At 48.5% G+C, this 24,044-nt stretch carries 24 protein-coding genes; 21 read left to right on the top strand and 3 right to left on the bottom strand.

Annotation, left to right across the window (positions count from 1 at the left end; all coding sequences use genetic code 11):
- Positions 1 to 156 precede the first annotated feature (156 nt).
- On the bottom strand, positions 157 to 552 hold the full coding sequence (locus tag HV261_RS26990) for a hypothetical protein (protein ID WP_019725163.1): 396 nt from the start codon (positions 550 to 552) through the stop codon (positions 157 to 159).
- A 245-nt stretch (positions 553 to 797) separates the two neighbouring features.
- On the opposite strand from HV261_RS26990, the gene mobA reads away from it, so the two are divergent.
- From mobA to HV261_RS27030, 8 genes are read left to right on the top strand one after another with little or no spacing between them, the layout of a single operon-like run.
- The gene (mobA, locus tag HV261_RS26995) at positions 798 to 1,115 is read left to right on the top strand and encodes a plasmid mobilization protein MobA (RefSeq protein ID WP_004206923.1); all 318 of its coding nucleotides are present in this window, start codon (positions 798 to 800) and stop codon (positions 1,113 to 1,115) included.
- Positions 1,102 to 3,081: a TraI/MobA(P) family conjugative relaxase gene (gene traI, locus HV261_RS27000; protein WP_004206924.1), complete on the top strand. Its 1,980-nt coding sequence runs from the start codon at positions 1,102 to 1,104 to the stop codon at positions 3,079 to 3,081. Before mobA ends, traI begins: the two co-directional genes overlap by 14 nt.
- Positions 3,082 to 3,094: 13 nt before the next feature.
- Positions 3,095 to 3,595 (top strand): DotD/TraH family lipoprotein, encoded by a 501-nt coding sequence (locus HV261_RS27005; protein ID WP_004206925.1) that lies wholly within the window; start codon positions 3,095 to 3,097, stop codon positions 3,593 to 3,595.
- A complete protein-coding gene (locus HV261_RS27010) occupies positions 3,592 to 4,371 on the top strand; it encodes a type IV secretory system conjugative DNA transfer family protein (RefSeq protein WP_004187315.1) in 780 nt (259 codons plus the stop codon). Before HV261_RS27005 ends, HV261_RS27010 begins: the two co-directional genes overlap by 4 nt.
- A gap of 10 nt (positions 4,372 to 4,381) precedes the next feature.
- Positions 4,382 to 5,545 carry a plasmid transfer ATPase TraJ gene (gene traJ / locus HV261_RS27015; protein WP_004206926.1) on the top strand — a complete coding sequence of 388 codons (1,164 nt, stop codon included), beginning with the start codon at positions 4,382 to 4,384 and terminating at the stop codon, positions 5,543 to 5,545.
- Positions 5,535 to 5,795 (top strand): IcmT/TraK family protein, encoded by a 261-nt coding sequence (icmT, locus tag HV261_RS27020; protein WP_004187310.1) that lies wholly within the window; start codon positions 5,535 to 5,537, stop codon positions 5,793 to 5,795. The genes traJ and icmT overlap by 11 nt, the downstream gene beginning before the upstream one ends.
- 24 nt (positions 5,796 to 5,819) lie before the next feature.
- Complete coding sequence (locus tag HV261_RS27875; RefSeq protein WP_277205677.1) at positions 5,820 to 9,125, top strand: LPD7 domain-containing protein; 3,306 nt, start codon at positions 5,820 to 5,822, stop codon at positions 9,123 to 9,125.
- Entirely contained in the window at positions 9,091 to 9,603 is a 513-nt protein-coding gene (locus tag HV261_RS27030; protein ID WP_277205676.1) for a hypothetical protein, read from the top strand. The genes HV261_RS27875 and HV261_RS27030 overlap by 35 nt, the downstream gene beginning before the upstream one ends.
- Here HV261_RS27030 and HV261_RS27035 read toward each other — a convergent pair whose 3' ends face one another.
- Together HV261_RS27035 and HV261_RS27040 are read right to left on the bottom strand one after the other, a co-directional pair.
- Positions 9,604 to 9,816, bottom strand: a complete 213-nt coding sequence (locus HV261_RS27035; protein WP_305953721.1) for an Hha/YmoA family nucleoid-associated regulatory protein — start codon at positions 9,814 to 9,816, stop codon at positions 9,604 to 9,606.
- A complete protein-coding gene (locus HV261_RS27040; protein WP_004187465.1) occupies positions 9,788 to 10,198 on the bottom strand; it encodes an H-NS family nucleoid-associated regulatory protein in 411 nt (136 codons plus the stop codon). Before HV261_RS27040 ends, HV261_RS27035 begins: the two co-directional genes overlap by 29 nt.
- Positions 10,199 to 10,208: 10 nt before the next feature.
- Between HV261_RS27040 and HV261_RS27045 the strand changes: the two genes are divergently transcribed.
- The 13 genes from HV261_RS27045 (at position 10,209) to repC (ending at position 23,745) form a co-directional block, all read left to right on the top strand.
- Positions 10,209 to 10,979 (top strand): DotI/IcmL family type IV secretion protein, encoded by a 771-nt coding sequence (locus tag HV261_RS27045; protein ID WP_326929184.1) that lies wholly within the window; start codon positions 10,209 to 10,211, stop codon positions 10,977 to 10,979.
- A gap of 8 nt (positions 10,980 to 10,987) precedes the next feature.
- Positions 10,988 to 12,139, top strand: coding sequence for a DotH/IcmK family type IV secretion protein (locus HV261_RS27050; protein WP_015062843.1), 1,152 nt, complete (start codon positions 10,988 to 10,990; stop codon positions 12,137 to 12,139).
- An 11-nt stretch (positions 12,140 to 12,150) separates the two neighbouring features.
- Complete coding sequence (gene traO / locus HV261_RS27055) at positions 12,151 to 13,500, top strand: conjugal transfer protein TraO (RefSeq protein WP_004206932.1); 1,350 nt, start codon at positions 12,151 to 12,153, stop codon at positions 13,498 to 13,500.
- Positions 13,501 to 13,511: 11 nt separating this feature from the next.
- Positions 13,512 to 14,216: a conjugal transfer protein TraP gene (traP, locus tag HV261_RS27060; protein ID WP_043876214.1), complete on the top strand. Its 705-nt coding sequence runs from the start codon at positions 13,512 to 13,514 to the stop codon at positions 14,214 to 14,216.
- A 23-nt stretch (positions 14,217 to 14,239) separates the two neighbouring features.
- The gene (gene traQ / locus HV261_RS27065) at positions 14,240 to 14,770 is read left to right on the top strand and encodes a conjugal transfer protein TraQ (RefSeq protein WP_004187478.1); all 531 of its coding nucleotides are present in this window, start codon (positions 14,240 to 14,242) and stop codon (positions 14,768 to 14,770) included.
- A 16-nt stretch (positions 14,771 to 14,786) separates the two neighbouring features.
- On the top strand, positions 14,787 to 15,176 hold the full coding sequence (locus HV261_RS27070; protein ID WP_004187479.1) for a DUF6750 family protein: 390 nt from the start codon (positions 14,787 to 14,789) through the stop codon (positions 15,174 to 15,176).
- A gap of 45 nt (positions 15,177 to 15,221) precedes the next feature.
- Positions 15,222 to 15,716 carry a hypothetical protein gene (locus HV261_RS27075; protein WP_004187480.1) on the top strand — a complete coding sequence of 165 codons (495 nt, stop codon included), beginning with the start codon at positions 15,222 to 15,224 and terminating at the stop codon, positions 15,714 to 15,716.
- Positions 15,713 to 18,763 carry a putative type IV secretion/conjugal transfer ATPase gene (locus HV261_RS27080; RefSeq protein ID WP_043876212.1) on the top strand — a complete coding sequence of 1,017 codons (3,051 nt, stop codon included), beginning with the start codon at positions 15,713 to 15,715 and terminating at the stop codon, positions 18,761 to 18,763. The genes HV261_RS27075 and HV261_RS27080 overlap by 4 nt, the downstream gene beginning before the upstream one ends.
- Entirely contained in the window at positions 18,760 to 19,968 is a 1,209-nt protein-coding gene (gene traW, locus HV261_RS27085) for a conjugal transfer protein TraW (protein WP_202039886.1), read from the top strand. The genes HV261_RS27080 and traW overlap by 4 nt, the downstream gene beginning before the upstream one ends.
- Entirely contained in the window at positions 19,965 to 20,615 is a 651-nt protein-coding gene (locus tag HV261_RS27090; RefSeq protein WP_004187488.1) for a hypothetical protein, read from the top strand. The genes traW and HV261_RS27090 overlap by 4 nt, the downstream gene beginning before the upstream one ends.
- The gene (locus HV261_RS27095; RefSeq protein ID WP_004187492.1) at positions 20,608 to 22,788 is read left to right on the top strand and encodes a DotA/TraY family protein; all 2,181 of its coding nucleotides are present in this window, start codon (positions 20,608 to 20,610) and stop codon (positions 22,786 to 22,788) included. The genes HV261_RS27090 and HV261_RS27095 overlap by 8 nt, the downstream gene beginning before the upstream one ends.
- Before the next feature lie 2 nt (positions 22,789 to 22,790).
- On the top strand, positions 22,791 to 23,444 hold the full coding sequence (locus HV261_RS27100) for a hypothetical protein (protein ID WP_004206935.1): 654 nt from the start codon (positions 22,791 to 22,793) through the stop codon (positions 23,442 to 23,444).
- A 73-nt stretch (positions 23,445 to 23,517) separates the two neighbouring features.
- Positions 23,518 to 23,745 (top strand): IncL/M type plasmid replication protein RepC, encoded by a 228-nt coding sequence (repC, locus tag HV261_RS27105; RefSeq protein WP_202039887.1) that lies wholly within the window; start codon positions 23,518 to 23,520, stop codon positions 23,743 to 23,745.
- The last annotated feature ends 299 nt before the right edge of the window (positions 23,746 to 24,044 follow it).

A 24,044-nucleotide genomic window follows, 5' to 3' on the forward strand; every position in this document is an offset into this window, starting at 1 on the left:
GGAACCGGAAAATTTTTTTCCGGCCAATGAGTGCCCTTGTCACCGGAACGGTGACAAGTATGCACGCACAATTACACGAACAGGCAGCACCCATGCCCGGCCTGACAGGCCGGGAGCTATATCATAATGTGGGATGCTATATGTGAAAGGTGAAGGTTAATACTGCGGACCTGAAGCGTCAGGATTCTGAGCGGTAGAGCTATTTTGTGTGCGCTGCTCTTCGTCAACTCCAGTGATTTTTTTTCGGCTGTTGCTGGTTCTTTTTTTTCCAACTCGTCCGGCAGTAATGTCCTTGATATCACGTAATGTAACGTCTGAAAAACCCGCATCGTTGAGGAATTTCAGTATCTCTTTATCTTCATATCCTTTCGAATCTTTCAGCTTCTTAATGTCAGACTTAAGCTCGTCGAGTACGTGCTTTTTCTCAAGCCTTTCCGACGTCACATCAGGCAAGTCGTCGAGAATGCTTTTGAATTTTCCGATGTCCTCACTGCTATAAAATGCTTTCTTTTTTGCAGGCATATGCCCTCCCAATAATGTCAAAATCGCCATGCCGAACCGGAGAAAATCGACCCAGGCTATTCGGGTGATTTTACATGATGCCCGGCACGATTCAATTGCTCTGCCTGCCAGGCCCTTCGCTGCTGGCTTTCAAACCTCGCCGATGGTAGAATTCAATGAGGTATTTAAGTACGGGACAAGATGTGTTTTTGGTACACCGCCGGCACGCCGGCAGTGACGCAAAAACGTCTTGGTCAGGGCAAGCCCCGACACCCCCTAACGAGGTTAGCTATTAGATGAGTCGTAGTGAGTCACGAAAAACAGATGCACAAATCCATTTCCGCTGCACAGCAGAAATTAAAGATGCATTGTCCAATAAGGCCCATGAAGCAGGGCTTAGTCTTAGTCAATATCTTATCAAATCTGGGCTTGGAAAGCGCATTCAATCGAAAGGTAATTACAATGCACTTGCCGCTCTTGTAAAGATAACAGCCCTTCAAAAACATCTGTTTAACGAAGGTGCCGGGGTTCATAGCAAGGAGTATTCAGAGATTCTGATCGAGGTCAAAAAGGCCGCACAGAAACTGCAACAGGAGATGGATGGTGATACCTAAAATCATTGAGGGCCGAAGGGACAAAAAGTCCAGCTTTGGTCAGCTGATTAAGTACATGGCAGACAAGCCGTCTCAGGAGTTGACTGATACAGTTCAGCCTACTCCTGAGACTGCTTTAGCTGTTAAATCGGATATGTTCGAAGGGTTAAACAATTACCTGACCCGTAAGCAGAAAGTGATCAGCACACCGGTGGATGTTGAGCCAGGTGTACAGCGAGTTGTGGTTGGTGATGTTACCTGCCAGTACAATACCTTCTCGCTCGATGGTGCAGCACAGGAAATGAATTCAGTTTCTCAGCAAAGCACACGCTGTAAAGATCCAGTTATGCACTATGTTCTCTCATGGCCTGACTATGAAAAGCCGAATGATGATCAGGTTTTCGATTCAGTGAAGTTTACACTGGCATCGATGGGCATGTCCGATCACCAGTATGTTGCTGCCATCCACCGGGATACAGATAACCTGCATGTGCATGTTGCTGTCAACCGCATCAATCCCCAGACATATAAAGCAGCCTCATCGAGCTTTACCAAAGACACACTTCACCAGGCGTGCCGCTTACTGGAATTGAAGAATGGTTGGTCCCATTCAAACGGTGCATATGTGGTTAATGACCGTCAACAGATTGTCCGGAACCCTCACAGCAAGAAAGAGCGAGGCAACTGGCGCTCACTCGATCGCATCAACAAGATGGAGAATAAAGAGGGTGTTGAAACGCTCTATCGCTATATCGTTGGTGATGAACAGGTAGGCGGTAGTCGTCAAAACTTGATCCATGTTTCAGCTGGGCTTCGTGAAGCCAAAAGCTGGGATGATGTGCATAAGACATTTGCAGGCATCGGTCTTCGTGTCGAAAAAGCACAGGGGAAAAAGGGCTACGTAATTACCCACGAACATCAAAACCAGAAGACGGCTGTTAAGGCGAGTCTGGTATTTAACAAGGCACAATATACCCTGAAGTCGATGGAAGAGCGCTTTGGTGAATACCAGCCTTCACATATTGAACCGGCCAAAGTATCGGTATTTAAAACTGCATATACCCCTGGTGCTTATCGTCGAGATGCCAATAAACGTCTGCAGCGTAAAATTGAGCGCGCAGAAGAAAGAATGCTTCTCAAGGGTCGCTATCGCGCCTACCGGAACAATTTACCGATATATTCTCCGGATAAAGATCGCATCGCCGATGAATACCGGAAAATTGCCCAACATACCCGGTTGGTGAAAAATAACGTCCGGCATTCTGTTTCAGATCCTCATACCAGAAAGCTGATGTACAACCTGGCAGAGTTCAAACGCCTGCAGGCGGTTGCCAATCTGCGTCTTAGCTTGCGTGAAGAACGCAACGGTTTCAGGGCGGCTAACCCACGGCTTTCTTACCGAGAGTGGGTCGAACAGGAAGCACTGAAGGGTGATAAGGCAGCGCTCAGCCAAATGAGGGGCTTTGCCTATTCCTCCAGGAAGAAGGAGAAGTATAAACAGCAGCTGGTTGAGCAGATCGGGTTCAACCGTACCTTTAACGCCATCACCAGTCATGATCGTGATGATGTGGCCGTAATGGCCTCAGCACGTCATGGTGTCAAGCCACGGCTTTTGAAAGACGGTACTGTTATCTTTGAGCGCGACGGTAAACCAGTAGCGGCTGATCGTGGTCACATTGTGCTGACAGAAAGTAATGGAATCGACAAAGAGAAAACGGCTGACCTTGCAATTGCATTAACGATTGCTGGTAAAGCCAAATCTGTTCGTGTTGATGGTGACGGCGAGTTTAAGGAACTGTGCTGTAATCGTATCGTCGATGCAGCTGTGAACCACAATCACCCTGTCGCGCAGGGCATTACCTTCACAGATGCCGCTCAGCAGGCGTATGCTCAAAACGAGAAACATCGTTTGATTCGTGAGCAAAATAATAGTAAAAATGAAATGCAATTAAGAAGTGAAAGCGACGACAAATTCAATCCGAAGTAAAATGGAGTAAGAAATGAAAATCAAAATGCAAACGGTCCTCGCGGCCGTTTCTTTGTTAGCTCTTGCCGGTTGTGCCTCTCAAAGCGAAAAGGAAAAACAAATCTCTGCACAGCAGCTGGTAGATCAGGAATTGCGTGAGCAAGCCATTAAGATAAAACTCGCACAGGATGAGCTTTACCAGGCTGGAGCCATTAACAGGACCCGTTACAAATTCCCTACCATTATCAATGCAAACAGTCAGTATGTTCGTGTGAGCTGGCAGGGTGATGCTTACGAATTACTGGAGCAACTGGCTAAACAGCGTGGCCTTCAATTCACCAGTCAGGGGATCAAGTTACCGCTTCCACTCAATATCGATGTTGGTGGTTCGAAGGTTACGTTTGAACAGTTGCTGACCCTGATCCGACAACAAACGCAGTACCGTGCCACCATCAACCAGAAACCCGGTGAACTGCAGCTGCTTTACCTCACACCATCGAAGAAAGGTTCATTCCTCAGAGGGACCCGCCCATGAAACTTAAACTGATCGTGCTTTTGACGTTACCGCTGCTTGCTGCGAACGTTGCACGCGCGGACGACTCCGATGTTAAAGGCCTGGATTACTACATGGACCCGCCAAGCCAAAGTGACGATGAGGCCGATGTTACTGGCAGTATGCTAAACGACGCAGCGCACACCATAGGATTTCGCGGCGGTAAGGCAGAACGCGCTAAAGAAATTCGCGCCGCGCTGGAAAATCAGCGCAGCAACCTTGATTACATGTATTCGTTCCAGCCGCTGATCTCTTCTGAAGGCTACCTGCCACCGGTCATTGCTGAAGCTAAAGACGTTGCACACATTACCAATGAGCAAATCCGAACGGCCAACCGTGCCTACGACATTGTTGTGCCGGCACGCTTTGTCAGTAACCCACCGACCTGGAAAAGCTATCTTCTGACCGGATTGATGGCGCAGCGGATCGAATTGCCTGAACCGGCGGCGATGCCGAAAGACGGCAAACAACGTGATATCTGGAAAAAGGCTGTCGCGCTGGGCTGGTCTGACGGCCGCCAAAAAGCTGATGAGATATTCACTGCTAATTTCAATCGCCTCACACGGGATTACACCGGCATGTTGCGCTACAGCACGCTACTGCAGCAGGGCATGATAAAGGCTCCAGTTATCACACAGCAGCAGCAAACAGTTACAGGGGATAAAAACCGTCTCATGCTGGGTGATAAAACGAAACGTATGAAGCAGCAAGCTGAGTTTGACATCAACAAACGCAGCTGGAAACCGACCATACGTTGAGGGGCAGTAGATGGAAGCATTCAATTTTGGTCCAACGCTGACGCCACAGACGCTGGAACGTTTTCTCGTACACTGCTCTAACAATGAAGTGTCCGATATCTTGTTGCAGGGTGGGGATAAGATCTGGGTAGAACGTCATGGGCGCCAGCTGCCCATGACAGATTACCCAATCGACACCCTGGAGCTGGAACGCACCGTTGATAAGGTGTTCGGGCAGGAGATCAAAGGGATACTGAAAAGCGCTGCGGTTGTTAATACCGCTATCCAGCTACGAGGTGATGAAGCGGGCACGATTGGACTCGGCCGCGGCGAAACGCGCCGGTTCCGTGCGAACTTCACTCAGGCCGATATTTATAAAACAGAAGCGGCAATGTCTCTGACACTCCGTGTTCTGAATGAGTTTATTCCTCAGCTTAAACAAATGGGCATTGAGCCTGAGCTGTTTAATTCTCTGTTGCCGGCTTCCGGCCTCGGACTGATTTGCGGTGAAACGGGATCGGGTAAGTCAACCCTGATGGCCAGCATCTTCCAGTATTGCGGTGAAACGTACCAGGACCGGAAAATCATCACGGTTGAAGATCCCATCGAATATCGCCTGGGAAGTAGAGACTGGATTGCGCCGGCGCCGGCACAGTCACAGATTGGGCGTGATATAGATTCCTTCCACAATTTTATCACTCTCTCCGGGTTACGTCGTTCTCCGAAGATTATGGGGGTTGGTGAGCTCCTTAACCGCCTGTCATTTGAAGCTGCTGTGCTGGCAGGTAAATCAGGCCATTTTTGTCTCGGAACACTGCACGTCAAAACGGTCGGAGAGGCCATTTCCCGATCATTGCAGAACTATCCGCCGGAAATGCGTGAAGCTGCCGCCTTTGACCTGCTGAGTATCCTTTCGTACATCATCGTGCAACGCTTGCTTAAAACAAAAGATGGCCGGCGCAAGGCTGTCCGTGAATATCTCGTCATTGATAACAGCCTGCGCCGCAAACTCTATGACGTTGATTACAGCAAGTGGGGCCGCTACATCGACGACCTGTTGATCGCTGAAAACCGCAGTCTGATTCAGAACGCCTGGGTAATGCACCAGGAAGGTTTGATCGACGAAGCGGAAGTCATCGAGGTCGCAGGATATATGGACTATCTGGCGTTAAAAGAGGGCAAGTATGGACATTAACAAATGGCGTTATGCCGGCCGGCCACTGACGGTTTTTGGTGTGCCTGTTATCTCGTTTCTTGTGTACTTCATCTGGTTTCCGTTCCCGTCAGTAAAAACCTTTGTTATCTGCACCTGTGTGGTTCTCTTTTACTTTCTGCTGGCCATGATGGGCTACACGTTACCGGTGCTGTACCAGGTCATTCTCCGGGTTATCCGCGGGAAAAAACTTACCGGGCGGCCGTGGTGGTACCGGCGCTCTCAGCGATAACACATAACTACAGGGGTAGACAGTATGGCGAAACCTGAAATTGCAACTGAAAGAACCCGTCTGAGTATTCCCTTTGACGATCTCCAACGTGCAATACGTGCGGCCGGCAAACTGGCTGATGGCAGTAATGCTCTGGACTACGTGAAGGAAGAAAAGGTGTGGTATGCACAGCCGGGGGCCAACCTGAGCCGGCTGAAAGAGTGGATTTTTGACCCCAATAAGGTGATCGAAGAACCGCCCCTGGATATTCAGGCCATTGAAGATGAATTTACGGCGTGGCTTGAAGAGCGCGGTGCCATTATCAAAGACCCCATAGAGTTCGATGGCCAGAAGCATTATGTCGATACAGTGGACGGTAAAGCTGGTTCAAGAAAGGGGGTGTATGCCGCTTTCCTGGATGGCCGGCCTGCAGGGTGGTACAGGGACTATAAGAACGGTGGTGAAATTCAGAAATGGGTATCTACCGGCGCAGCCCCTAACCCTGAACAAATGGCCATGCTCCGTGCTGATGCTGCGGCAAGGCGTGAACAAAGAGCTGCAGCGCAAGCGGATAAGTTTGATCAGACCGCTAACCGGTTGATGGAAGAATATAACCGGCTTCCGGATGCCACGGGAGATCTGGCATACCTGAAAAACAAACAGGTCATTGCCGCTAACGGCCTTAAAGCTGATGAGCGGGGCAACGTTGTGATCCCCCTGTTTAATGCTGATGGCGAGTTCAGGACCCTTGAGCGCATCTGGTCCGACGGTAGTAAACACCTTGAAAAAGACGGCCAGGCATGGGGGAGTTTTTTCGTTGTGGGTGGCCAACTGAAGGATGGTGACAACCTGCTTTATGCCGAGGGATATGCGACAGCAGCCAGTATCAGCGAAGCCATCAATCAGCCTGTGATCATGACGGTTAATGCCGGCAACATGGTGGAAGTTGCTGGCCGCCTGAAAGACGCCTTTCCAAACAGCACTCATTACTTCCTTGCTGACAATGACATTTATAAAGACGAGAACGTTGGACTAGAAAAAGCGACAGAAGCTGCAGAGCTGACTGCCGGCCATGTTCTGGTCCCTGCCTTTAGCAACCCGAAAGAAGGGCTTACAGACTACAACGATTTGCATGTCTCTGAAGGGCTGGAGCAAGTCAGATTGCAGGTAGAAGGAGCCATTAATCAAATAAACAGGGTAGACACTATGCCGACTGATAACCCGAACATTACTGACGTTAATCACAGCTCGACTGACAGCGCTGCCGTTGCAGCCCCTGAAAATGCCGCGCCGGTGGCCAGCGCCCCTGCAGCTGCTGAACCGGTGGAAGCCGCGCCGGTGGCCAGCGCCCCTGCAGCTGCCGAACCGGAGGAAGCCGCGCCGGTGGCCAGCGCTCCCGCAGCTGCCGAACCGGAGGAAACCGCACCGGTGGCCAGCGCCCCCGCAGCTGCCGAACCGGAGGAAACCGCACCGGTGGCCAGCGCCCCCGCAGCTGCCGAACCGGAGGAAACCGCGCCGGTGGCCAGCGCCCCCGCAGCTGCCGAACCGGAGGAAACCGCGCCGGTGGCCAGCGCCCCTGCAGCTGCTGAACCGGAATACGCCGCACCAACAGATCGAGACGGTGATGATGAAAAGAGTAATAGCGCCAGTGATCTTGAGGCGTATGCCGCTATGATGGCCTTTGGCGGTGAAACAACTGACACCGCTCAGCAAAAGCCTGAAGGGATAGCGCCCAGCGAACCTGTAGCTAATACCGCCCCGGCTGAAAATGAAACCGAGGAGAAGAAGAAAAAAACAAACGAAGAACTGGAAAACGGCATACGCTGGGCAACCAACGATAATGCAGAAACGCCCCCAAAAGAACGTATAGACCTGGAAGGGTTAATTGCCCGGTTTGGGTACAGAGCAGAGAAAGACTATACGGCGTATACGCTTGATGGGCAGGATGCGTTTTACGATTACGGCTCACATCTGCGTATGGCTACCCCTGAAGCCAGCCAGAGTGACGAGATGATCCTGGCGGCCGTTCTTACCGCGGATAAGCAACATCATCGTGGTATTGAAATCACCGGCAGTGACGAATTTAAAGAGCGAGTGTTTAACCTTATCAGTGAATACAACATTGAGGTGAAACTGACTAACCCAGAACAAAGGGTTAAATTGCTCGAACTCAAAAAAGCAAATGAAACAGCAAAAGAAACGGCAAAAGAAAATGTTGCTGATTCAAAAGCGAATAAGCAGGAAGGGGTAAACGAAAAGGCAAATTCATCAGTTCAGCAAAATGGAATGCGCTGGGAAGAATCGGCCTCTGTACAACCGAAGAAGCAGAATGCATCTGATACTCAAAAGGAAGATAAAGCTGCGGGTGAATCCTGGGAGAAAGGCGTTATCGTCGCGCATGGACGTGCTAAGTATGAGTGGAAAGATGATGAATCCATGAACTACTTTGTCACCCTCAAAAATGAACATGGAGAGAAGACACTCTGGGGGAAAGACCTTGAGAGAGCGGTTAAAGATGCTGGTGTAGACACCGAACGTCTTGTTACGGTCAGAAAGCTGGGATTTGTGGATGTTGAGGTGAATGCACCTGTCCGTGATGAAAGCAACAAGATCGTTCGTTATGAAACTATCCAGACCAAACGTAATGAGTGGGAAGTAAAACCTGTATACCCACAGCCAACAGCAGGGAATGAACAGGCCTATAAACCTTCTGAACTGGTTCCGTATGATGCTGCAACCTTCCAGAAGCTCCGCACAACAATTCAGCAGATTACCGGTGTTGATCTCAGCCGTGAGGCCGTGCCTGAAAAAGAACTGTATTGGTTCCTGCCGAATGGTAAGCCAGCTCCTGAAAGCATGACAAAACCCACAGGCTATAAACTCCCTCAAGAGTCAAAAACCGCGGGTACACCTTTGCTGGTCGCACCGCATAAAAAAGGCGAACGACCTGATTATTACCTTGTTGAGTCTCGTAAAGGATTCATGCAGGGGATCGCAAAGGATAAGGAATCTGGCGAGTACCATAGCGTAATTGGTAAAGTGAACAAGCGTATTGATAAAGATGGAAACTGGAAAACGTATATGACACTTTCAGCAATCAATAAAAATTCTGAAAGTGGAATTGTTTTGCACGGATACGGCCATGTTGATCAGGGAGGTAAAAACCTGCTTTACAAAAACACAATTGCAAATGAAAAACAGCCTCAGCATTTACAACCGGCCTCAGATGAGGTAAAAAACAAAACAGTAATGAAGCAGCTTTTTCATCCTTCTAATGCTGCAAAAAGAAAAGATGATGAAAGGAGAGAACAGACTCATGCACCAGTCGCAAAGTCAGCGCCTCGGCCATAAAACAAAAACCCTACTCGTAGCAGTAGGGTTTTCCTGCATTTCTGTGAGCTCATTTGCAGCCACACAGACCTGTGCAGCATACGAACTGGCAAAAGCTGGTGCTGATGCTGCCTATAAACAGGAGGTTGAACGGATTAACAACGCCGCTAAAAGTGAATCCAGTACATCTGATTCTCTCGGACAGTGCCTGGGGTCGCTATCGGTATCACTAAAAATCCATCAGTTTCCGTCTATCAGCGACATCATTGATAAGGTGAAGGATGAGGTATGCAATACGGTTAAATCGAAGATTAATGAGAAGTGGGGGAGCCTGACTAATAGGACGCTGGACCCGTGGTCAACGATTTCATCCCGACTGCCAGATACGTCAGGTATCCTGCCCAACGCATCTTCTAAGAATGTGCAATTAAACAATCCGGCAGCTGCGAGTGGAAGTGGTGAGGATGCAAACAGTGATGCATTCCCGTTCCATTTGTAACTACCGGAAGAGTCCTTTCGGGATTTTATCGAATAGCTTGCCGGTTCGTATTTCAACGCGGCGGTGTTCCGCCGCGGTTAGTAAACGCATAAATTCTGTGGCAGGTAGAACATCACGTTTTGAGTCTACATACGTATCAAGCGAATCTTCATTCATGAAACGTCTGACAGTATGCAGCCAGTCTTCAGCTGATTTCATATTTTTTGAGCTCATCGTCGCTCATCTCGGCAAACGCTGCAGGTCGGCGACCTTTTCCTGTCCAGGTTATGGACTTTCCATCAACTTCGATCCGGTACTTCACTTTTCCAAAAGTGGATTTACTTTTCGTGGACGGACCAAAGAGATTTTCGAAGATCTGGAGAGCTTCATCAGCCGTAATATTGTGTTCTTCCATGAACCGCTTTGTGGCTGCGGCTTTCTCTTCAGTGGCCTTCTGTTCTTCCTTAAATTTCTCGATCATTCCCTGTGCAATGTCGGACCACATATTAATGAGTTGCTCAAGGTTTTCTGGCGGAATTTTGCGCAAAACGGCGGTGGCTTTTCGTCGTTCGCACATGATAACTGCACAGGATTCGTAATCATTATGTTCGCTCATGTATACCTCATTGTTCATTAACGATCTGCGTGATTTTCTAACACAAACTTTTGAAAAGAGAAACTCTATGAAAACACAAAATGGTGAAAATATTATGGATCAAACTGACTCGGATCAAAACTCAGTCGTTGATGATGACAGCAACGCCCTTGCTCCAGCTCTTGCTGAAGAGAGTAACCGAACGGTGCAAGAAATCGTATCGAAACATGGTTTAAAAGTAATTTTGATTCAGACGCTAATCATATTAGTCGCAATCATTATCATCGGTCTTCAGGGTTACTGGCTTCACCAGAAAAAAACCAAATATATTGCAACGAATGGGGGCATGATCACGGAAGTACACCCAACCGATGAACCGGCTTACACAGCGGAAGAGGTGATGGACTTTGCCAACCGTACAATGATCAAATCGCTTTCGCTGAACTTTGTGAATTACGAAAACCAATTAACCAGCGTCCGTGGCGATTTTAGCGCTGAGGGGTACGTTAGTTTCCGTAAAGCGCTGACCGATAGTGGACTGCTGAAAGATATCAGTGAAAAACGTCTGAACGTAAAACTTTCCACAACACCAGGAACCCTGATCACGGAAGGTCTTATCCGTGGCACCAAAACCTATGCCTGGCAATACCGTATTCCGGTGACTGTTCAGCTTGTTGGTCAGGCTCAGGACTACAGACCACAACCTTACGATTTGATGGTTCAGGTACGCCGCGTCAAAGAAGACGAAGATCCACGGGGTATTCAAGTAGCGCAGGCCATTCTCAAACCCCGGAACTACTGAGGTCAATCATGAAGATTAAACTGTTAACTGTACTTATGGCCGCACTGTTTTCGGCAAATTCTGTATCTGCAGCTGATGCACCGACTGGTAATGGAGCGCCGCAGCAAACGGCGCCAGCTGTGCCTGGTGGTGATATTGCTCAATGGCAGCAGGCCAGTTCCGGGTTGCCCGTAAATCAGCAGTCACAGGTGCAACAGCCACCACAGCAAACAGCACAGGAACAAGGTCAGCAGCAGGCGCAAGGCCAACAACCACAGGCACAGCCCCAACAGCAGCCAACTACTGCACTGCCTCCTGCACCCATGCCGCAGATTCCTCCACCACAGCAGCAGGTTACTCATGTTAATCCGCAGACACTGGAAGAGTTACCTGCACCTGTTCTGCAGCAGATCCAGCCTATTACCCCTGGTCAGGTGCGGTCTGCCCGCAGCGCAATGGAAGATATGAGCGCGGCGGCCAAAACCTCACCATTAACGCCGATCCCACGAATTTCAAGCCAGACGGTATCACTGTCAGCTGGTGCATCCATTCCGCAGGTACGGGTATTTCCAAACCAGGCAACGACAGTGACGTTTTCAGATGCAACCGGACACCCCTGGGTATTAGGTGCCCCTCCATATAATTCGAGTCCCTGTGCTTCTGGTGGTGAACTGTGTGTTGGCTATATTCCAGGATCGGCGGTATTCACAATCCAGCCTACCAATGCCTATGCCAGCGGGAACATCACAGTGCTTCTGAAGGGGCTGGCCACGCCGGTCATTATTAACGTGAAGGGGGCAGAACCCTCCGTTAAATCAAAAACCGTTGATGTTGATTATCGTCTGGATCTCCGTATCCCGAAGCGCAGTCCTGACACACCGGTTTATACCGCTACGCCTGAGAAAAAAATCTCACTGTATGACAAGCAGCTGCAGAGCGTGCTCGATGGCATCCCGCCTGAAGATGCTCAGCGGTTGAAACTTAAAAACGCGCCAGGGAGTACCAAAGTCTGGCAGATCGGTGATGAGCTCTACGTCAGAAGTAACATGCAGCTGCAGGATGAGTTTGAAAAAACGCTTTCCGCTATCGATGGCACACATGTTTACGTGCTGCCGGCAACACCAGTGCTGACTTTTTCTGTTAATGGTCAGGCGCGTGACGTTGAAGTTGAGCTGAATTAAGGGGAACGACGATGGCTACAGATAAAGGTAAAGAAACCAGAAAAATGATGCTCTACGTCGGTGGTGCTGCTGCAGTGGTGGCGCTTCTGGGAGGGTACTGGTTGTTTGGCTCATCAGATGAGCCGGCAACGGGAGGGTCGCAGGTGAAAGCCCAGGGGCTGGAAGGGAAAACTGGCAGGGAAAAAGCTAATGATCCCCAATACAACAAGCTGCTGAATGAGTGGAATGCTGATAATTCAGAGAAAGCGGCGCTCACGGGGGATAGCTTCATATCCACGTTGTCAGCCAGTAACCCGGTGGCCGTTGATTACGGCACCAAAGCACCACCACCAAAATATTCGTGGGAATCGTCAGCAAAACCGTCGGGCGATAACAGTAAGGCTAATGATGCTGAGCAGAAAGAGCGTGAGCGTCAGGCTAAAGCGGTGGCTACGTTACTGCAGAAAATAGACCAGGCCAGAACACCGGTTGTCACGGGTGTTGCACTTGCAACCTCTCTGGGAGCTGAGGGAAATGACAAGAACGGCGGGACTTTCTCAGGGTGGACCGATTCGGTCTATCCGCAGAACAAAAAGCCGGATGCTGAAAAACAACAGGGGGCGAAGAATAAGGTCAAAGATAAAGGAGCCCGACTTGTATCGGCTTACACGCTTGTGCCGGCAGTAATGGATACGGCGATGGACAGTGACGATCAGAACAGTATTGCTATTGCCCATGTTCCAACTGGAGCGCAGGCCGGCGCCAAATTCTATTCTGGCCAAAACCGTCTTGCCGGCGATGGTATTCGAATTCACTTCACCGGCATGGAGCTGAACGGAGTGCAGTGTAAGGTCGATGCGTATGGCGTGGCTTCCGACTCGTTGCGCGCGGCCGTTTCCTCAAATGTAAATAACCGCTGGTTCAGCCGTATTATTCTGCCGGCTGTCGCTAACGGATTAGGCCGAACTGGTCAGCTGTATGCGGACAGCAATTCGCAGATGATTATCACTGACGGCGGGAACGCATATCGTTCAACTGGTACACCTGATGGCAAAGCGGTTGCCGGTACCATTATTGGCGGGATGGGTGAGCAGGCAGGGCGTGTCCTGGCCGACGATGCAGCCCGCCTGCCGGTGAAGCAGGTTACGGTTGATCGTAACCAACTCATAGGCATCCAGTTTGTCGCGCCGGTGTATGAAAGCGACTGTGGCGAGAATATGGAAAATGCTTCTGCAGAGCAGGCGCAGCAGCAAGCAACTCCGACACTTTCTAGTGTGCAACCTCAGCAGATGCCTCAGCCTCCGGCTCCTAATTACCCTCAGCAAAACTTTCCAAGCTACCCCGGCTACGGGTATGGCTCCAGTAACCCGTATTACCGTTAAGGAGATTGATAATGAATCTGTTTGAAGATGACAATAAAAACGAAGCAGCTCCTGCCCAGGAACCGGTGTCTGCTAAGCCTGCTGAAAAGCCAAAACCGACAGTGACGCCAGCAGCAAAAGCGAGCAAAAAGCCGCTTAATATCAGTGACTATGCATGGATTGGTGGTATCGCTGTCATCACTATCCTGCTTTTAGTCTGGTTGTTTGGGGGCTCCGATAGTGATACTGCGCCAGCGACGGGGAATGGGGCGATCCAGTCTTCAGCGCAACGTCCGCGCGTACAGTCTGCCCCTGCCGGGCAGGATTCTGGTGACTTCCGCGAGCAGATTTCCGGGATTCTGCTGCAGCAAAAGGAACGGCTGGACGCGATAGAATCAACTTCTAAAAATGGAATGATGATCCTTTCCAGTCAGTTACAAAGCGCTAATGAACAAATTAAAAATCTGAACAATCAGGTTCAGGAACTGAAAATGAAAGCCGCTGGTTATGGGCCTTCATTTGGTAATCAGAGTGGAACAATTTCCGGTTCAACGTCACAGGCATTACCTTTGTTGAGAGGTTTTTCAATTAATGATTTATCTGGCGATCTTGCTTGGGTAAAATACAAAAACCAGACGTATGCTGTGAAGGTCGGAAGTCAACTTGGCGGAGTCACCATTACGGGTATCGATACTGAAAATAGAATCGTTACAACAAGTAAAGGCCTAATCCGCTAATCAGGACCTAAAAAGGCGAAACTATGGATTTAGAATCGGTATTAATTCAGGTTGCTAACGGTGGTCAGGAACCGCTGACAAGGCTAATCATAGGTGTCGCTGCAATCGTTGGGATCATTGGTGTTATTGGATATCTGATGAGCCTGCGGAAGCAGGCCAGGCATTCTACCAAAGGTGTTGAAGTTGGCAGAATTTTTGCCGGGATCATCTTCTGTGTATGCCTCATCACGCTGAAAGCACAGATGAACTCAGGCGGTGCCACTTTAGGATTTGGCGATGTCAGTTTCGGACCCGTCAGTTATGCGAGCGAATCTACGTTTGGCATGGGAGCCGCAGCAGTCAACGCAGTGCTGGGGATTGTTAGAATTCTCGGTGCATACTTTTTTTACAGGGGTATTAAGGGGTTGAAAGACTCTTACCTTGAGGGCCATACGGAGCTGTCAGCTTCGGGCACGAGAGGGGCATCCATTGTGAAAATTGTATGTGGACTACTTCTGATGTTCGATACACAAACGCTCGATGCGTTGCAGAGCACATTAAACATTCACTGGTAATCAAAAAGGATACTTTATGAAAATTGTTAAATTTATCAAAGACAAGGCGTTATCTGCATCCATCGCAGCGTATCAGCTGCGCGGAACGGTAGCAAAATCGTTAGTGGTATTGCCCCTGGCATTACTGAGCAAAGAGGCTGCAGCTGAAACGACTATCTGGGAAAAGATCAATACCTTCACGGAAGGTATGGCCAGTACCCAGCCTGGTCTGATTACCGCTGGTAAAGTGGTTGGTGTTGTGTGCTTCATCGTAGGTCTTGTAGCTCTGTGGCTCAAAAACAAACGCGGGAAAGATATCAGTGGCGGCTTCATCTTTTGGTCAATGGTTGTTGGAGCCTGTCTGGTCGGCCTGACCGCATGGATCTCTTCTGTTGGTTCAACCGTTGGCGTTGACGCAACCCTGTAATGTCCTTTCGGCCCCGCCTTGCGGGGCCAATACCGGAGTTCCCCCATGAAAGATTTTAAGCTCACCAGGAATGAACAACCTGCCAGATGCCATGTGTGCGGGATAAAGAGCAAAGATGTTTTCTCCCTCGCAGAAGATGGACAGAAAGAGAGAATGCTTTGCTCTGTATGCCTGTCGCTCGAACACCCGGAGAAAATGAAACTAGAGACTCAAACCGGACTTTTGCTGAAGAGAAATACAAACCGAAAACTCTACAGCCTGTTGTTTCGTTCAATTGCAAAAGCGGAAAAGTCAACGGACGATTCTTACCGTGAAAAGGCACAGAAACTTAAACAGATATTGCTCAGCACAACTGACGTAGTTCTAAACGAAACCGGCAGTGATGATGGATACGATTTACTGCACCTGATAAAAAAACACCATCAGTTACTTCCCATGAATTTTGACGATGAGTTTGTCACTTCTGTCGCAGAGTCAGACGAATTGCCGGATGTAAGTGACTGGAATGAAATTTACAAGGGTAAGAGAGGTTTTAAATGATTTCTTTCTTTGAGGATGTGATCGAAGGTATCTCACGCAATCTTACGTCAAATGACTCGTTAAAATACTGTGATTTGACAACGGTTGTAGGGCTTACGTCGCAGGATCGCGTTGAGCATCCTGAAATCAGGGCTCCGTACATTCTGACTACGAAGAACAACGATTTTCTTACCGTTATTGAGGTTCATGGCGCTAAATCATCGTTTGACGAGAAGTCGTTTAATGACTTCATCATGCACCTTTCAAACTCGTTGTCGAATTCCTTTATTAACAGTGGCCATAAGCTGTCTGTGGTGTTTGAGCGCGACTTTACCAAGAACCAGGAAGAACTGAATAATGTTTATAAACCGCAGGTAGCAGCAATAGAGCGCCTGCAGATAGACATTAAAGACCTGATCGCCGATGACGCAAAAAAAATTGCTGCCCATTACAGCCGTGAACGCGCTTACATCGTGCTGTATACCTCGAAGGGGATGATTGCGAAGGATGAACTTAAAAACGAGCAGGCAAAAGCTGCCGGCGTTATGAAGGATATCCCGCAGACTCGCTTCAGTCAGAACCCAATCGAATTTCAGCTTGAAGGTTTGAAGATCACGCATGACGCGATGCTGTGGCGGCTGATTGGTATGCTTCAGGGGGATGATGAGTCGGGGATGGGGCTTCTGGTTGATGTCCTCGATGTCAAACACGCCGGCGCCATGATGCGTCAGATGCTGTTCCGGAACTCAACATCAGAAAACTGGTACCCTCGCACGCCGTTTGACCAAAATCTGCGAGTTTATGGCGCTCCACGGAAAGGCAATATCGACTCAGTGCTGCCGCCGCGGCTGAATATCCAGATCATGGAAGGGGAACTGGAAGAAGATGGTGGCCTGATTTACTGCGATGGCAAGTATTACGGCTCTGTTGCCCTTGAGTTGCCACCACTTCACCCTGTCAAATTTAAGCAGTTATTCAACGCGATTAACCGGAAAATCCCGTACCGGATAAAATATGACTTTATGGGCGGGGGCAAAAAAGCACTGTTCTGGCCATCAGTGATCATCTCTTTCCTTCGTTTCATTCCCTCACTCGGTACTATCGCGCGTGATATGGATTATGTCGGGGCCCAGAGCGAAACCGATCCAACGGCTATCATGGCCATCAACTTTGCCACCTGGGGTGACACTAAGGATGAAGCCAAACGCAACCTGGCGGCTTTAACTAAGGCGATTGAAGGCTGGGGTGTATCAGGTGTGTCCAAGACGTATGGTAATCCAGGTAGCGCACTGATTGCATCCGTTCCGGGGCTGACGACGGCCACACCTGGCTCATTGCATTATCCGCCGTTGAGTGAAGGCTTGCGGATGTTACCTTTTGAACGTCCGGCCAGCCCCTGGCATGGTAAAGGCAATATCAACTTCATCACGCTCGATGGCAAGCTGTTCCCTTATCAAATCGCCAGTCCCCTGCAGGAGAAATTTACCGATGTCATCACCGGTGTTCCTGGTTCCGGTAAAAGCGTGCTGGCCAACCGTCTTAACCTGAGCGCGATTTTCCGGGCAGATAAAAAATTGCCTTATCTGACCATCATTGATAAGGGATACAGTGCGAAAGGTATTGCCGACCTGATTTGGGCTGAATTGCCGGCGGATCTACGACACCTGGTTGCCAGTATCACCCTGAACAATGACGAATCGCACTGTATTAACATCTGCGATACGCAGTTAGGTTCAAGGTATCTGACGCAGTTTGAGGAAGTATTCTTAAAGCAGATGCTTAACGCATTCTGTATTGATCCGGCAATTGGCCAGCCGCCAGATGCAATGAGCGTTGGCCAAATCGTCAGTAAAGTTGTATCAAGAGTATACAAAGCAAAAGCTCATTCTGACGCAAATAAGTTTAAGTTTAACGATCCGGTTGTTAATGAAGCTCTGAAAGTATCTGGTCTGGATACAGAGCTCGGTGAAGACTGGTTTGAAAAAGCTACATGGTGGGAAGTCGTTGATAAGCTGTTTGCCAAAAAATATTTCCATGCAGCGACGGTTGCCCAGCGTTATGCTGTGCCGACCATTTACGATTTCATTAGCGAGCTACAAGAAGAAGGTTTTAGTAAGCAATATGCGGATGTAAAAGTCAATGGAAGTGAGCCTGTAGTAAACTTTGTTGCACGTTGTTTCCAGGCTGCCGCTGCTGACTATGCCATTTTCTCTGGGATCACGGTTTATGATTTCAGCCCAGAGACTCGTATTGCGATCCTGGATATGCAAAACGTGCTCGGTGACAGAACGACACCTGCAGGCAAGCTCAAATCCGGCATTATGTATCTCTTTGCGCGCCAGATGGCAGTGCGTAACTACTATCTGCCTCAGTCAGCAGAAACCTTCATTCCTGCTTTACCGGAGCAGTACAGGGCATATCACCAGGCGCGCATCAGGGAGCTTTCAGAAGAGGTTAAACATACCTTTTATGATGAGTGTCATAACTTTGCCGGCATCGACTTTATTCAAAATGCGCTGAATACCGCTGACCTTGAAGATCGTAAATTCAACGTCCGTACTGCGTTCTCGTCTCAGTATCTGAGCCATATGCCTTCGAGCGTGCTTAAAACCATGAACAGCCTGTTTATGATGCGCCTGACGGAAGGGGATGAAGAGTATCTGAAGCAATTAGAGATAAACATCCCGGCCGATATCCTGCGTCGTTTCAGACAGCTTCCGCAAGGGGTTTATCCGGACGGAAGTGGTACTGCATTTCTCGGTATTTTTAAAACGAAACGTGGTCTGATTTGCCATATTCTGAAAAACACATTAGGTCCAAAACTGCTTTGGGCACTGAACTCATCTGCAAAAGATAGGGCGCTCAGGGATGTGCTTTATGAAGAGCTGGGAACGAAACAAGCAAGGGAAGTATTAGCAAATAGATTCCCTATGGGAAGTGCATCAAGTATCATAGATGAAATGGTGGTCAATCAGGGTGGTGAGCGTGATTCAGAAGAAGAATCACAAACTATGGCGATGAAACTCGCTAAAGAAATCATTTCTGATGTGAGAAGGGGATTCAGATGATAAAAATCGGAAACGCAAAACGGTCAGTGATGGCCGTTTCAATTCTGGCCTTCAGCGTACAGTCAGCATTTGCCTATACGGTCAACGTTAACAGCAGCATTCCCATCTCAACGCAGGTTATGCCGGCGTTGAGCACAGCTAATGGCCTGTTAGGTAACATCCAGGGCACGCTGATTAACATTGGTACGGCAATCAGCCAGCAGGGCGATCGCCAGGCAGCATTAATGCAGCAGGTGGCTGAAACTAACCGACAGTTCGAAGTCGAGCAAAAACGTAATGACCGGCTGCTGCAGGCACAGGATAAGTACCGTGTTCCGGATGATATTTGTGCGCAGTCTATTGGCGGTGGTGCCGCGGGGGTATCCTCTGCGGCCGCTGGCGGTCAGCGAACGCTGGGAAGCGCCAGTTCTGCGAAAGATGTAAAGGCCATTTTTGAAGTGCCGGCACGCGCAACCGACGTGGACGCTTCTTCAACGGCCGAAGTTCACAGCCAGTATTGCGACAGTTCGGATTATGCTGCATTTGGCGGGACTTCATTCTGCCCAAGTGTATCTGACATGCCGCGGGCAGATACGTCGCTGAGCTCGTTGCTTTATGGCGCCGGCAAAGAAGGCAAGGCACCTGATCTGACGTTTACAGATGAGCAGACAGATGCGGCGCTGCGTTATATGAAAAATACCGCGTTGCGCAGTGCTGGTCGTCAGCTGAGTCGTGGGGAAGTTAAAGGCGCCAGCGGGCGAATTTACCTGGGCATGATTCAGCAATACCAGGCGCTCACCGACGCGGCCGCACAACCTCAGATGGAAATGATCGCCAACTCCAAACCGAACCCGGCCACTGATGCCGCGCTTGCAGATGCACGCAAAGTGCCGGAAGTCGAATCCTATTTCCAGGCGACGGCCAGTAACAGGGCGAAACAGCTTAACCGTATGTCTGCCAGAGAGTTTGAGGAATTCGAAGTAGGTCGCCGTTACAGCAACCCTGCTTACCAGGCGACGTTGACCAACAAGAACACCGAAGATTTGATGCGTGAGCAAATCAATATCGCCAATCTGAACAACTGGTTAGTGCTGAAAACCAAACAGCAGCTGGAGAAACAAAATGTGCTGCTTGGCCAGATCCTGGCGAACGACGCATATCAAACATACAAACCGATGCTGGCAGCACAGCTGGAGAGTGTGAACGCGGGAGTATCCAGAAAATGACCGACGAAAATAAAACAGGGGATAAAGACACAGCCAAATCAGGGAAATTAAAAAAAGGCCTTGATGTTGTAACAGGCGTCAATGACCTCCCGGAAGGGAAGGCTAAACGAACGATATATTATATTACAGGCATCAGCGATATATATTTTATTATCGCGTCAGTAAAGCAAACATTCAGCCTGCTCTTTCAGCGGGCTTCATTCGTTAAGAAGCAAATAAAAAACCTTGATGGCCCACCTGTTGATTCTGATGCAAATCAGCCGTTCGCCGAAGTTATGAAACGGAGCAATAGACCTATTTCAGAATTGTTGGATAAGGCCAGTTTATACAAGAAATACTGGCTTTGTTGTTTTTTTGCATTAGTCCTCATTCTGCTTTTTTTAACGTCTGGTTATGCCAGATTGCTTCTAAATGGCTCACCGAACATGAGCTTGTTAAGAGCAACTCTCACCTGTGGCGTCCTGTTTGCTGCGGGGATCTTTGCTTTCATTAAGGCTCTCACATGTGAGTTTATGGGGTGGCAGTTACGAAACCAGGCTCACTCTGATGCAGAGCAAGGTACGTTACGTTATTTCCTTAATGATGGGGGAGTGCGTAATACATTTAATTTTTCGCAGGCTGGTCAAGAGCGGGGGCCACATGAGTAAATTAAAAAGGTTGCTTCTATCTCTTTTCGTTGTGGCGTCGCCTTCATATTCAGCGGATTTGGGGATTGATGGCATAACTGAAGCGGCTAAACGTTCAGGTGACCTATCGCGTCAAATGTTACATACCGTATTTGGTGAGGTAGTTAATAATCCGTTTAGCCCTTCCGGCGATGGCTTGCTTAATAACGTTTTCTTCACTGTCAACGAAGTTATAGCGATTCTTGCCCTCGTCTATATGGGGATAATCAGCATTAAGAAACTTCACCAGGCAGGTCAGTTGGGAAGTTTTATTGAGGGTGATGGCAACAACGCATTCAAAATTGTTAAAACGACTTTTGGGTGGTTGTTGCTTGTACCTACCGTTGTCGGTTGGTCTGTGGCACAGCTGCTTTTTCTATGGTGCGGTTCAATCATTGGCGTAGGATCTGCCAATGTTATTGCAGACAAAACTGCTTCGGAATTAGCGAGTGGTAAAGCTGTCTATATAGCCCCTGTTATGCCAGAAATGGCGTCTGTTGCAAAAGGGATGTTTGAAACAAACCTTTGTGCTTTGGGTGTAAATCAGGGGATTGCTCAAATGGAGGCTTCTGGCCAACATTATGAGAATAACGCCAGAATGCAATACCAAACAGGTGATAGCACATATTCGATATCTGTAAACAACGGCTCAGCTGTATGTGGGACCGTTTCGCTGCCACAACGTCCAGCAGGATGGACTTCTATCTTCGCTAGCGGTTATGCGGATTCCGTCTACAGCGTTCAGCAACAAGCAACGGACACGTTGTGGGGAAAAATGAAGACTGCTGCAGAACAGTTTAATGCAGCATATATGGCAAAAATGCGTTCCGGGGACGGTGAGCTGCCAGATGTTGAAAGCGCGATCCAGACTGCTGCGCGTGATTATCAGCTTCAGGTTCAACATGCTGCTAATTCAGCAGCCGGTGACGACGAAATTGTTCAAAAAATGGAGTCGGATATCAAAGAGAAAGGGTGGCTATATCTTGGTGTGTACTATCACACATTAGCTACTGCGAATACCGAGATGAAAGATGTTGCTAACCTGAAGCCGGTAGTTTCAGGAATGAGTAACGATGGCGATATCGGCTCTATCGATTACTTTAAAGGCTTGTTCCAGGCTTACCATTCTCAGCTGAAAAATAGTAATTATACGCCGCCTCTTGGCACCGAATCTAACGCACTTGCAAGGAACATTGATCAAAAAAGCCTTGAAAATGCCGCCACAACTGGAGACGGAACGTCCCTTATTACAAAAATTTTCGACTTCAACGTTACAAACTGGCTTGCAACGAGTAACTACGGCACTGGTGATGGTTACAGTGACGTGACCAACCCTTTACTCAAAATGAAAGCTATCGGCGATTACACGTTAGGTGTAGCTGAGGTTGGACTCGCCAGTTGGACCGCTATCAATGTTGCAGTGAAGGTTTCAGAAGGGAAGAGTCTACCCGGTTTTGCTGCGGGAATGATGAACAAACTTACAGGGATTCGAGATGCTATTGCTGGCGTATTAGAATCGGTTTCGTTCTTGGTTTACCCGCTGTTTTATAGCCTCTTTGGTATCGGTCTTGCGCTATCTATCTGGCTGCCGTTTATACCGATGATTTATTGGTTTGTAGCTATGGCAGATTGGCTGGTTACGCTTATGACAGGTGTATTGGCGTCTTCCCTGTGGGCAGCTACCCATATCAACATTGGCCAGAGTAATGATGAGCGGAGTACATATGGTTATGTGTTCCTTATCGATGTAATGATTCGGCCGATGCTCATGGTAATGGGGTTTATTTTTGCTTCACTGGCCATCGTAGCTTTGGGAACGGCGTTAAACATGATGTTTAAATTCGCTATGGAACAGGTCCAGTCTGACTCTTTCACTGGCCTGCTGTCATCGATCGGATTTTTGATGTTATATGCAAGGCTTTGCACAGGTATGGTGGCTCGCGTATTTGCACTTCCTGCGAGGATGCCGAACTATGTTATAAACTGGATTGGACAGAAGATGAACGATTCAGTGTTGGGTGATATGCAGAACCATGTTCATGACATCTTTGCTGCGTTCGGTCGTGGAGCCAAAAATATGAACCGTAACAACCCTAAGCAATTTAATCCTGACGCAGGTGTAGATAAGAGCAAGGACGGCATCAAAGGAGCTTAAATATGAATGCGTTATCAAACACTGACTTTAAGAAAATTAGTAACAATGCGCGTCCTAAAAGGCTTGGATACTACGCATCATGGCTCTGGATGATGTTTGTATTCCTCTTTCTGTTCGTTAGCGCTTTCGTGTTTCTGAGCGGCTTATACTGGACGATTAGAGACGGTTCAATTCAGGAGCACTGGTTTAGTACAGTCGGTATCTTTGTGATCGATTCAGTGCTGATCTGGATGTTGAAAAAGGACTTCAGGAGCCGCAAGCTCTACCAGGTAACTGCTTCAATGAAAAACTCTGGTTTCTTTGAACCTCATAAGGACTGCGAGCACTATGACTTGGCCCGGAGGACTTACATAGGCTTTGACTTCAGTACTGGAATCATAGGAGTAGCATCCCTGTATGCCACATCCAGTATTAAACGTGAGCGGCTATTTTTTGAAGCCGAAACAGTCGAGTCATGGGAGTCAGTCGGCAGGGAGTTAATCATAAACCTGCGAAATACGGGGCTTACGACGATAACGATCACAGCTCCAAATATCAATAAAGCGTACAGGGATATGGAAATCATCTGCAGAACGCATAAAAATAGGGATGAAAACTATCAGCATCTGAAGAGTAAACTGACAGACGCTGGATGGTTCATAAACAGCAATTATTGAGTTTAACCCGCCGAATATGGCGGGTTTTTTGTGTATACTCAGGTGGTTATAGTCGTTTGTAGTCGGAGGGCTTGTGAGCAGAGTAGTTGAGCGGCAGGTGCATAAGAGTAACCTGGATAAGCAGAAGGATTACAGGAATCGCATCAGAGATACTCATGACCAGCTAAATCTTTATCTGCCCAAAGATGCAAAAAGAATGTTGATAGAGATCACAAAAGTAAAAAAGCTCACTCAGGCGGAGGTTATTGAATTTCTTGTGAAAAGTTATTACGACGGCTTAAAATTTGACGATTCTGAATAGTGAGGTTACTCTGTAACTGCGGGATCGCAGGTATTGCCCCGCTTAGAAACGCATGATATGTTAAGCGGCGTTTACATAACCTTACGGGGTTATTACAGAATTTAGCACGGGAAGAGCGGCCCGGAGATGTACCGCTTAGGAGTGGCAGGAGCCACAAAAAGTAAAACCCCCTGATCCTATCTCAGAACTTTGGCCGGCTCAGAATAGAATCAGGGGGTGCAAACTGCCCACTGGCAGAAAGGATTATAGCAAATGCGTACCCTATTGCAATACAGCCCGGCCAATATGTGCAGGGGCTG

This window comes from Citrobacter sp. RHBSTW-00671 (assembly GCF_014103415.1).
Lineage (GTDB): Bacteria > Pseudomonadota > Gammaproteobacteria > Enterobacterales > Enterobacteriaceae > Citrobacter.

What these genes read in the sequence shown, in the direction of transcription:
- HV261_RS27035 (WP_305953721.1), bottom strand. Translation starts at nt 9,816, where the DNA reads ATGAGCTCAAAAAATATGAAATCAGCTGAAGACTGGCTGCATACTGTC.
- traI (WP_004206924.1), top strand. Translation starts at nt 1,102, where the DNA reads ATGGTGATACCTAAAATCATTGAGGGCCGAAGGGACAAAAAGTCCAGC.
- traO (WP_004206932.1), top strand. Translation starts at nt 12,151, where the DNA reads ATGGCTACAGATAAAGGTAAAGAAACCAGAAAAATGATGCTCTACGTC.
- traP (WP_043876214.1), top strand. Translation starts at nt 13,512, where the DNA reads ATGAATCTGTTTGAAGATGACAATAAAAACGAAGCAGCTCCTGCCCAG.
- HV261_RS27050 (WP_015062843.1), top strand. Translation starts at nt 10,988, where the DNA reads ATGAAGATTAAACTGTTAACTGTACTTATGGCCGCACTGTTTTCGGCA.
- HV261_RS27100 (WP_004206935.1), top strand. Translation starts at nt 22,791, where the DNA reads ATGAATGCGTTATCAAACACTGACTTTAAGAAAATTAGTAACAATGCG.
- HV261_RS27010 (WP_004187315.1), top strand. Translation starts at nt 3,592, where the DNA reads ATGAAACTTAAACTGATCGTGCTTTTGACGTTACCGCTGCTTGCTGCG.
- traJ (WP_004206926.1), top strand. Translation starts at nt 4,382, where the DNA reads ATGGAAGCATTCAATTTTGGTCCAACGCTGACGCCACAGACGCTGGAA.
- HV261_RS26990 (WP_019725163.1), bottom strand. Translation starts at nt 552, where the DNA reads ATGGCGATTTTGACATTATTGGGAGGGCATATGCCTGCAAAAAAGAAA.
- HV261_RS27070 (WP_004187479.1), top strand. Translation starts at nt 14,787, where the DNA reads ATGAAAATTGTTAAATTTATCAAAGACAAGGCGTTATCTGCATCCATC.
- HV261_RS27075 (WP_004187480.1), top strand. Translation starts at nt 15,222, where the DNA reads ATGAAAGATTTTAAGCTCACCAGGAATGAACAACCTGCCAGATGCCAT.
- HV261_RS27090 (WP_004187488.1), top strand. Translation starts at nt 19,965, where the DNA reads ATGACCGACGAAAATAAAACAGGGGATAAAGACACAGCCAAATCAGGG.
- icmT (WP_004187310.1), top strand. Translation starts at nt 5,535, where the DNA reads ATGGACATTAACAAATGGCGTTATGCCGGCCGGCCACTGACGGTTTTT.
- traW (WP_202039886.1), top strand. Translation starts at nt 18,760, where the DNA reads ATGATAAAAATCGGAAACGCAAAACGGTCAGTGATGGCCGTTTCAATT.
- HV261_RS27095 (WP_004187492.1), top strand. Translation starts at nt 20,608, where the DNA reads ATGAGTAAATTAAAAAGGTTGCTTCTATCTCTTTTCGTTGTGGCGTCG.
- HV261_RS27875 (WP_277205677.1), top strand. Translation starts at nt 5,820, where the DNA reads ATGGCGAAACCTGAAATTGCAACTGAAAGAACCCGTCTGAGTATTCCC.
- HV261_RS27005 (WP_004206925.1), top strand. Translation starts at nt 3,095, where the DNA reads ATGAAAATCAAAATGCAAACGGTCCTCGCGGCCGTTTCTTTGTTAGCT.
- mobA (WP_004206923.1), top strand. Translation starts at nt 798, where the DNA reads ATGAGTCGTAGTGAGTCACGAAAAACAGATGCACAAATCCATTTCCGC.
- HV261_RS27080 (WP_043876212.1), top strand. Translation starts at nt 15,713, where the DNA reads ATGATTTCTTTCTTTGAGGATGTGATCGAAGGTATCTCACGCAATCTT.
- HV261_RS27040 (WP_004187465.1), bottom strand. Translation starts at nt 10,198, where the DNA reads ATGAGCGAACATAATGATTACGAATCCTGTGCAGTTATCATGTGCGAA.
- traQ (WP_004187478.1), top strand. Translation starts at nt 14,240, where the DNA reads ATGGATTTAGAATCGGTATTAATTCAGGTTGCTAACGGTGGTCAGGAA.
- HV261_RS27030 (WP_277205676.1), top strand. Translation starts at nt 9,091, where the DNA reads ATGCACCAGTCGCAAAGTCAGCGCCTCGGCCATAAAACAAAAACCCTA.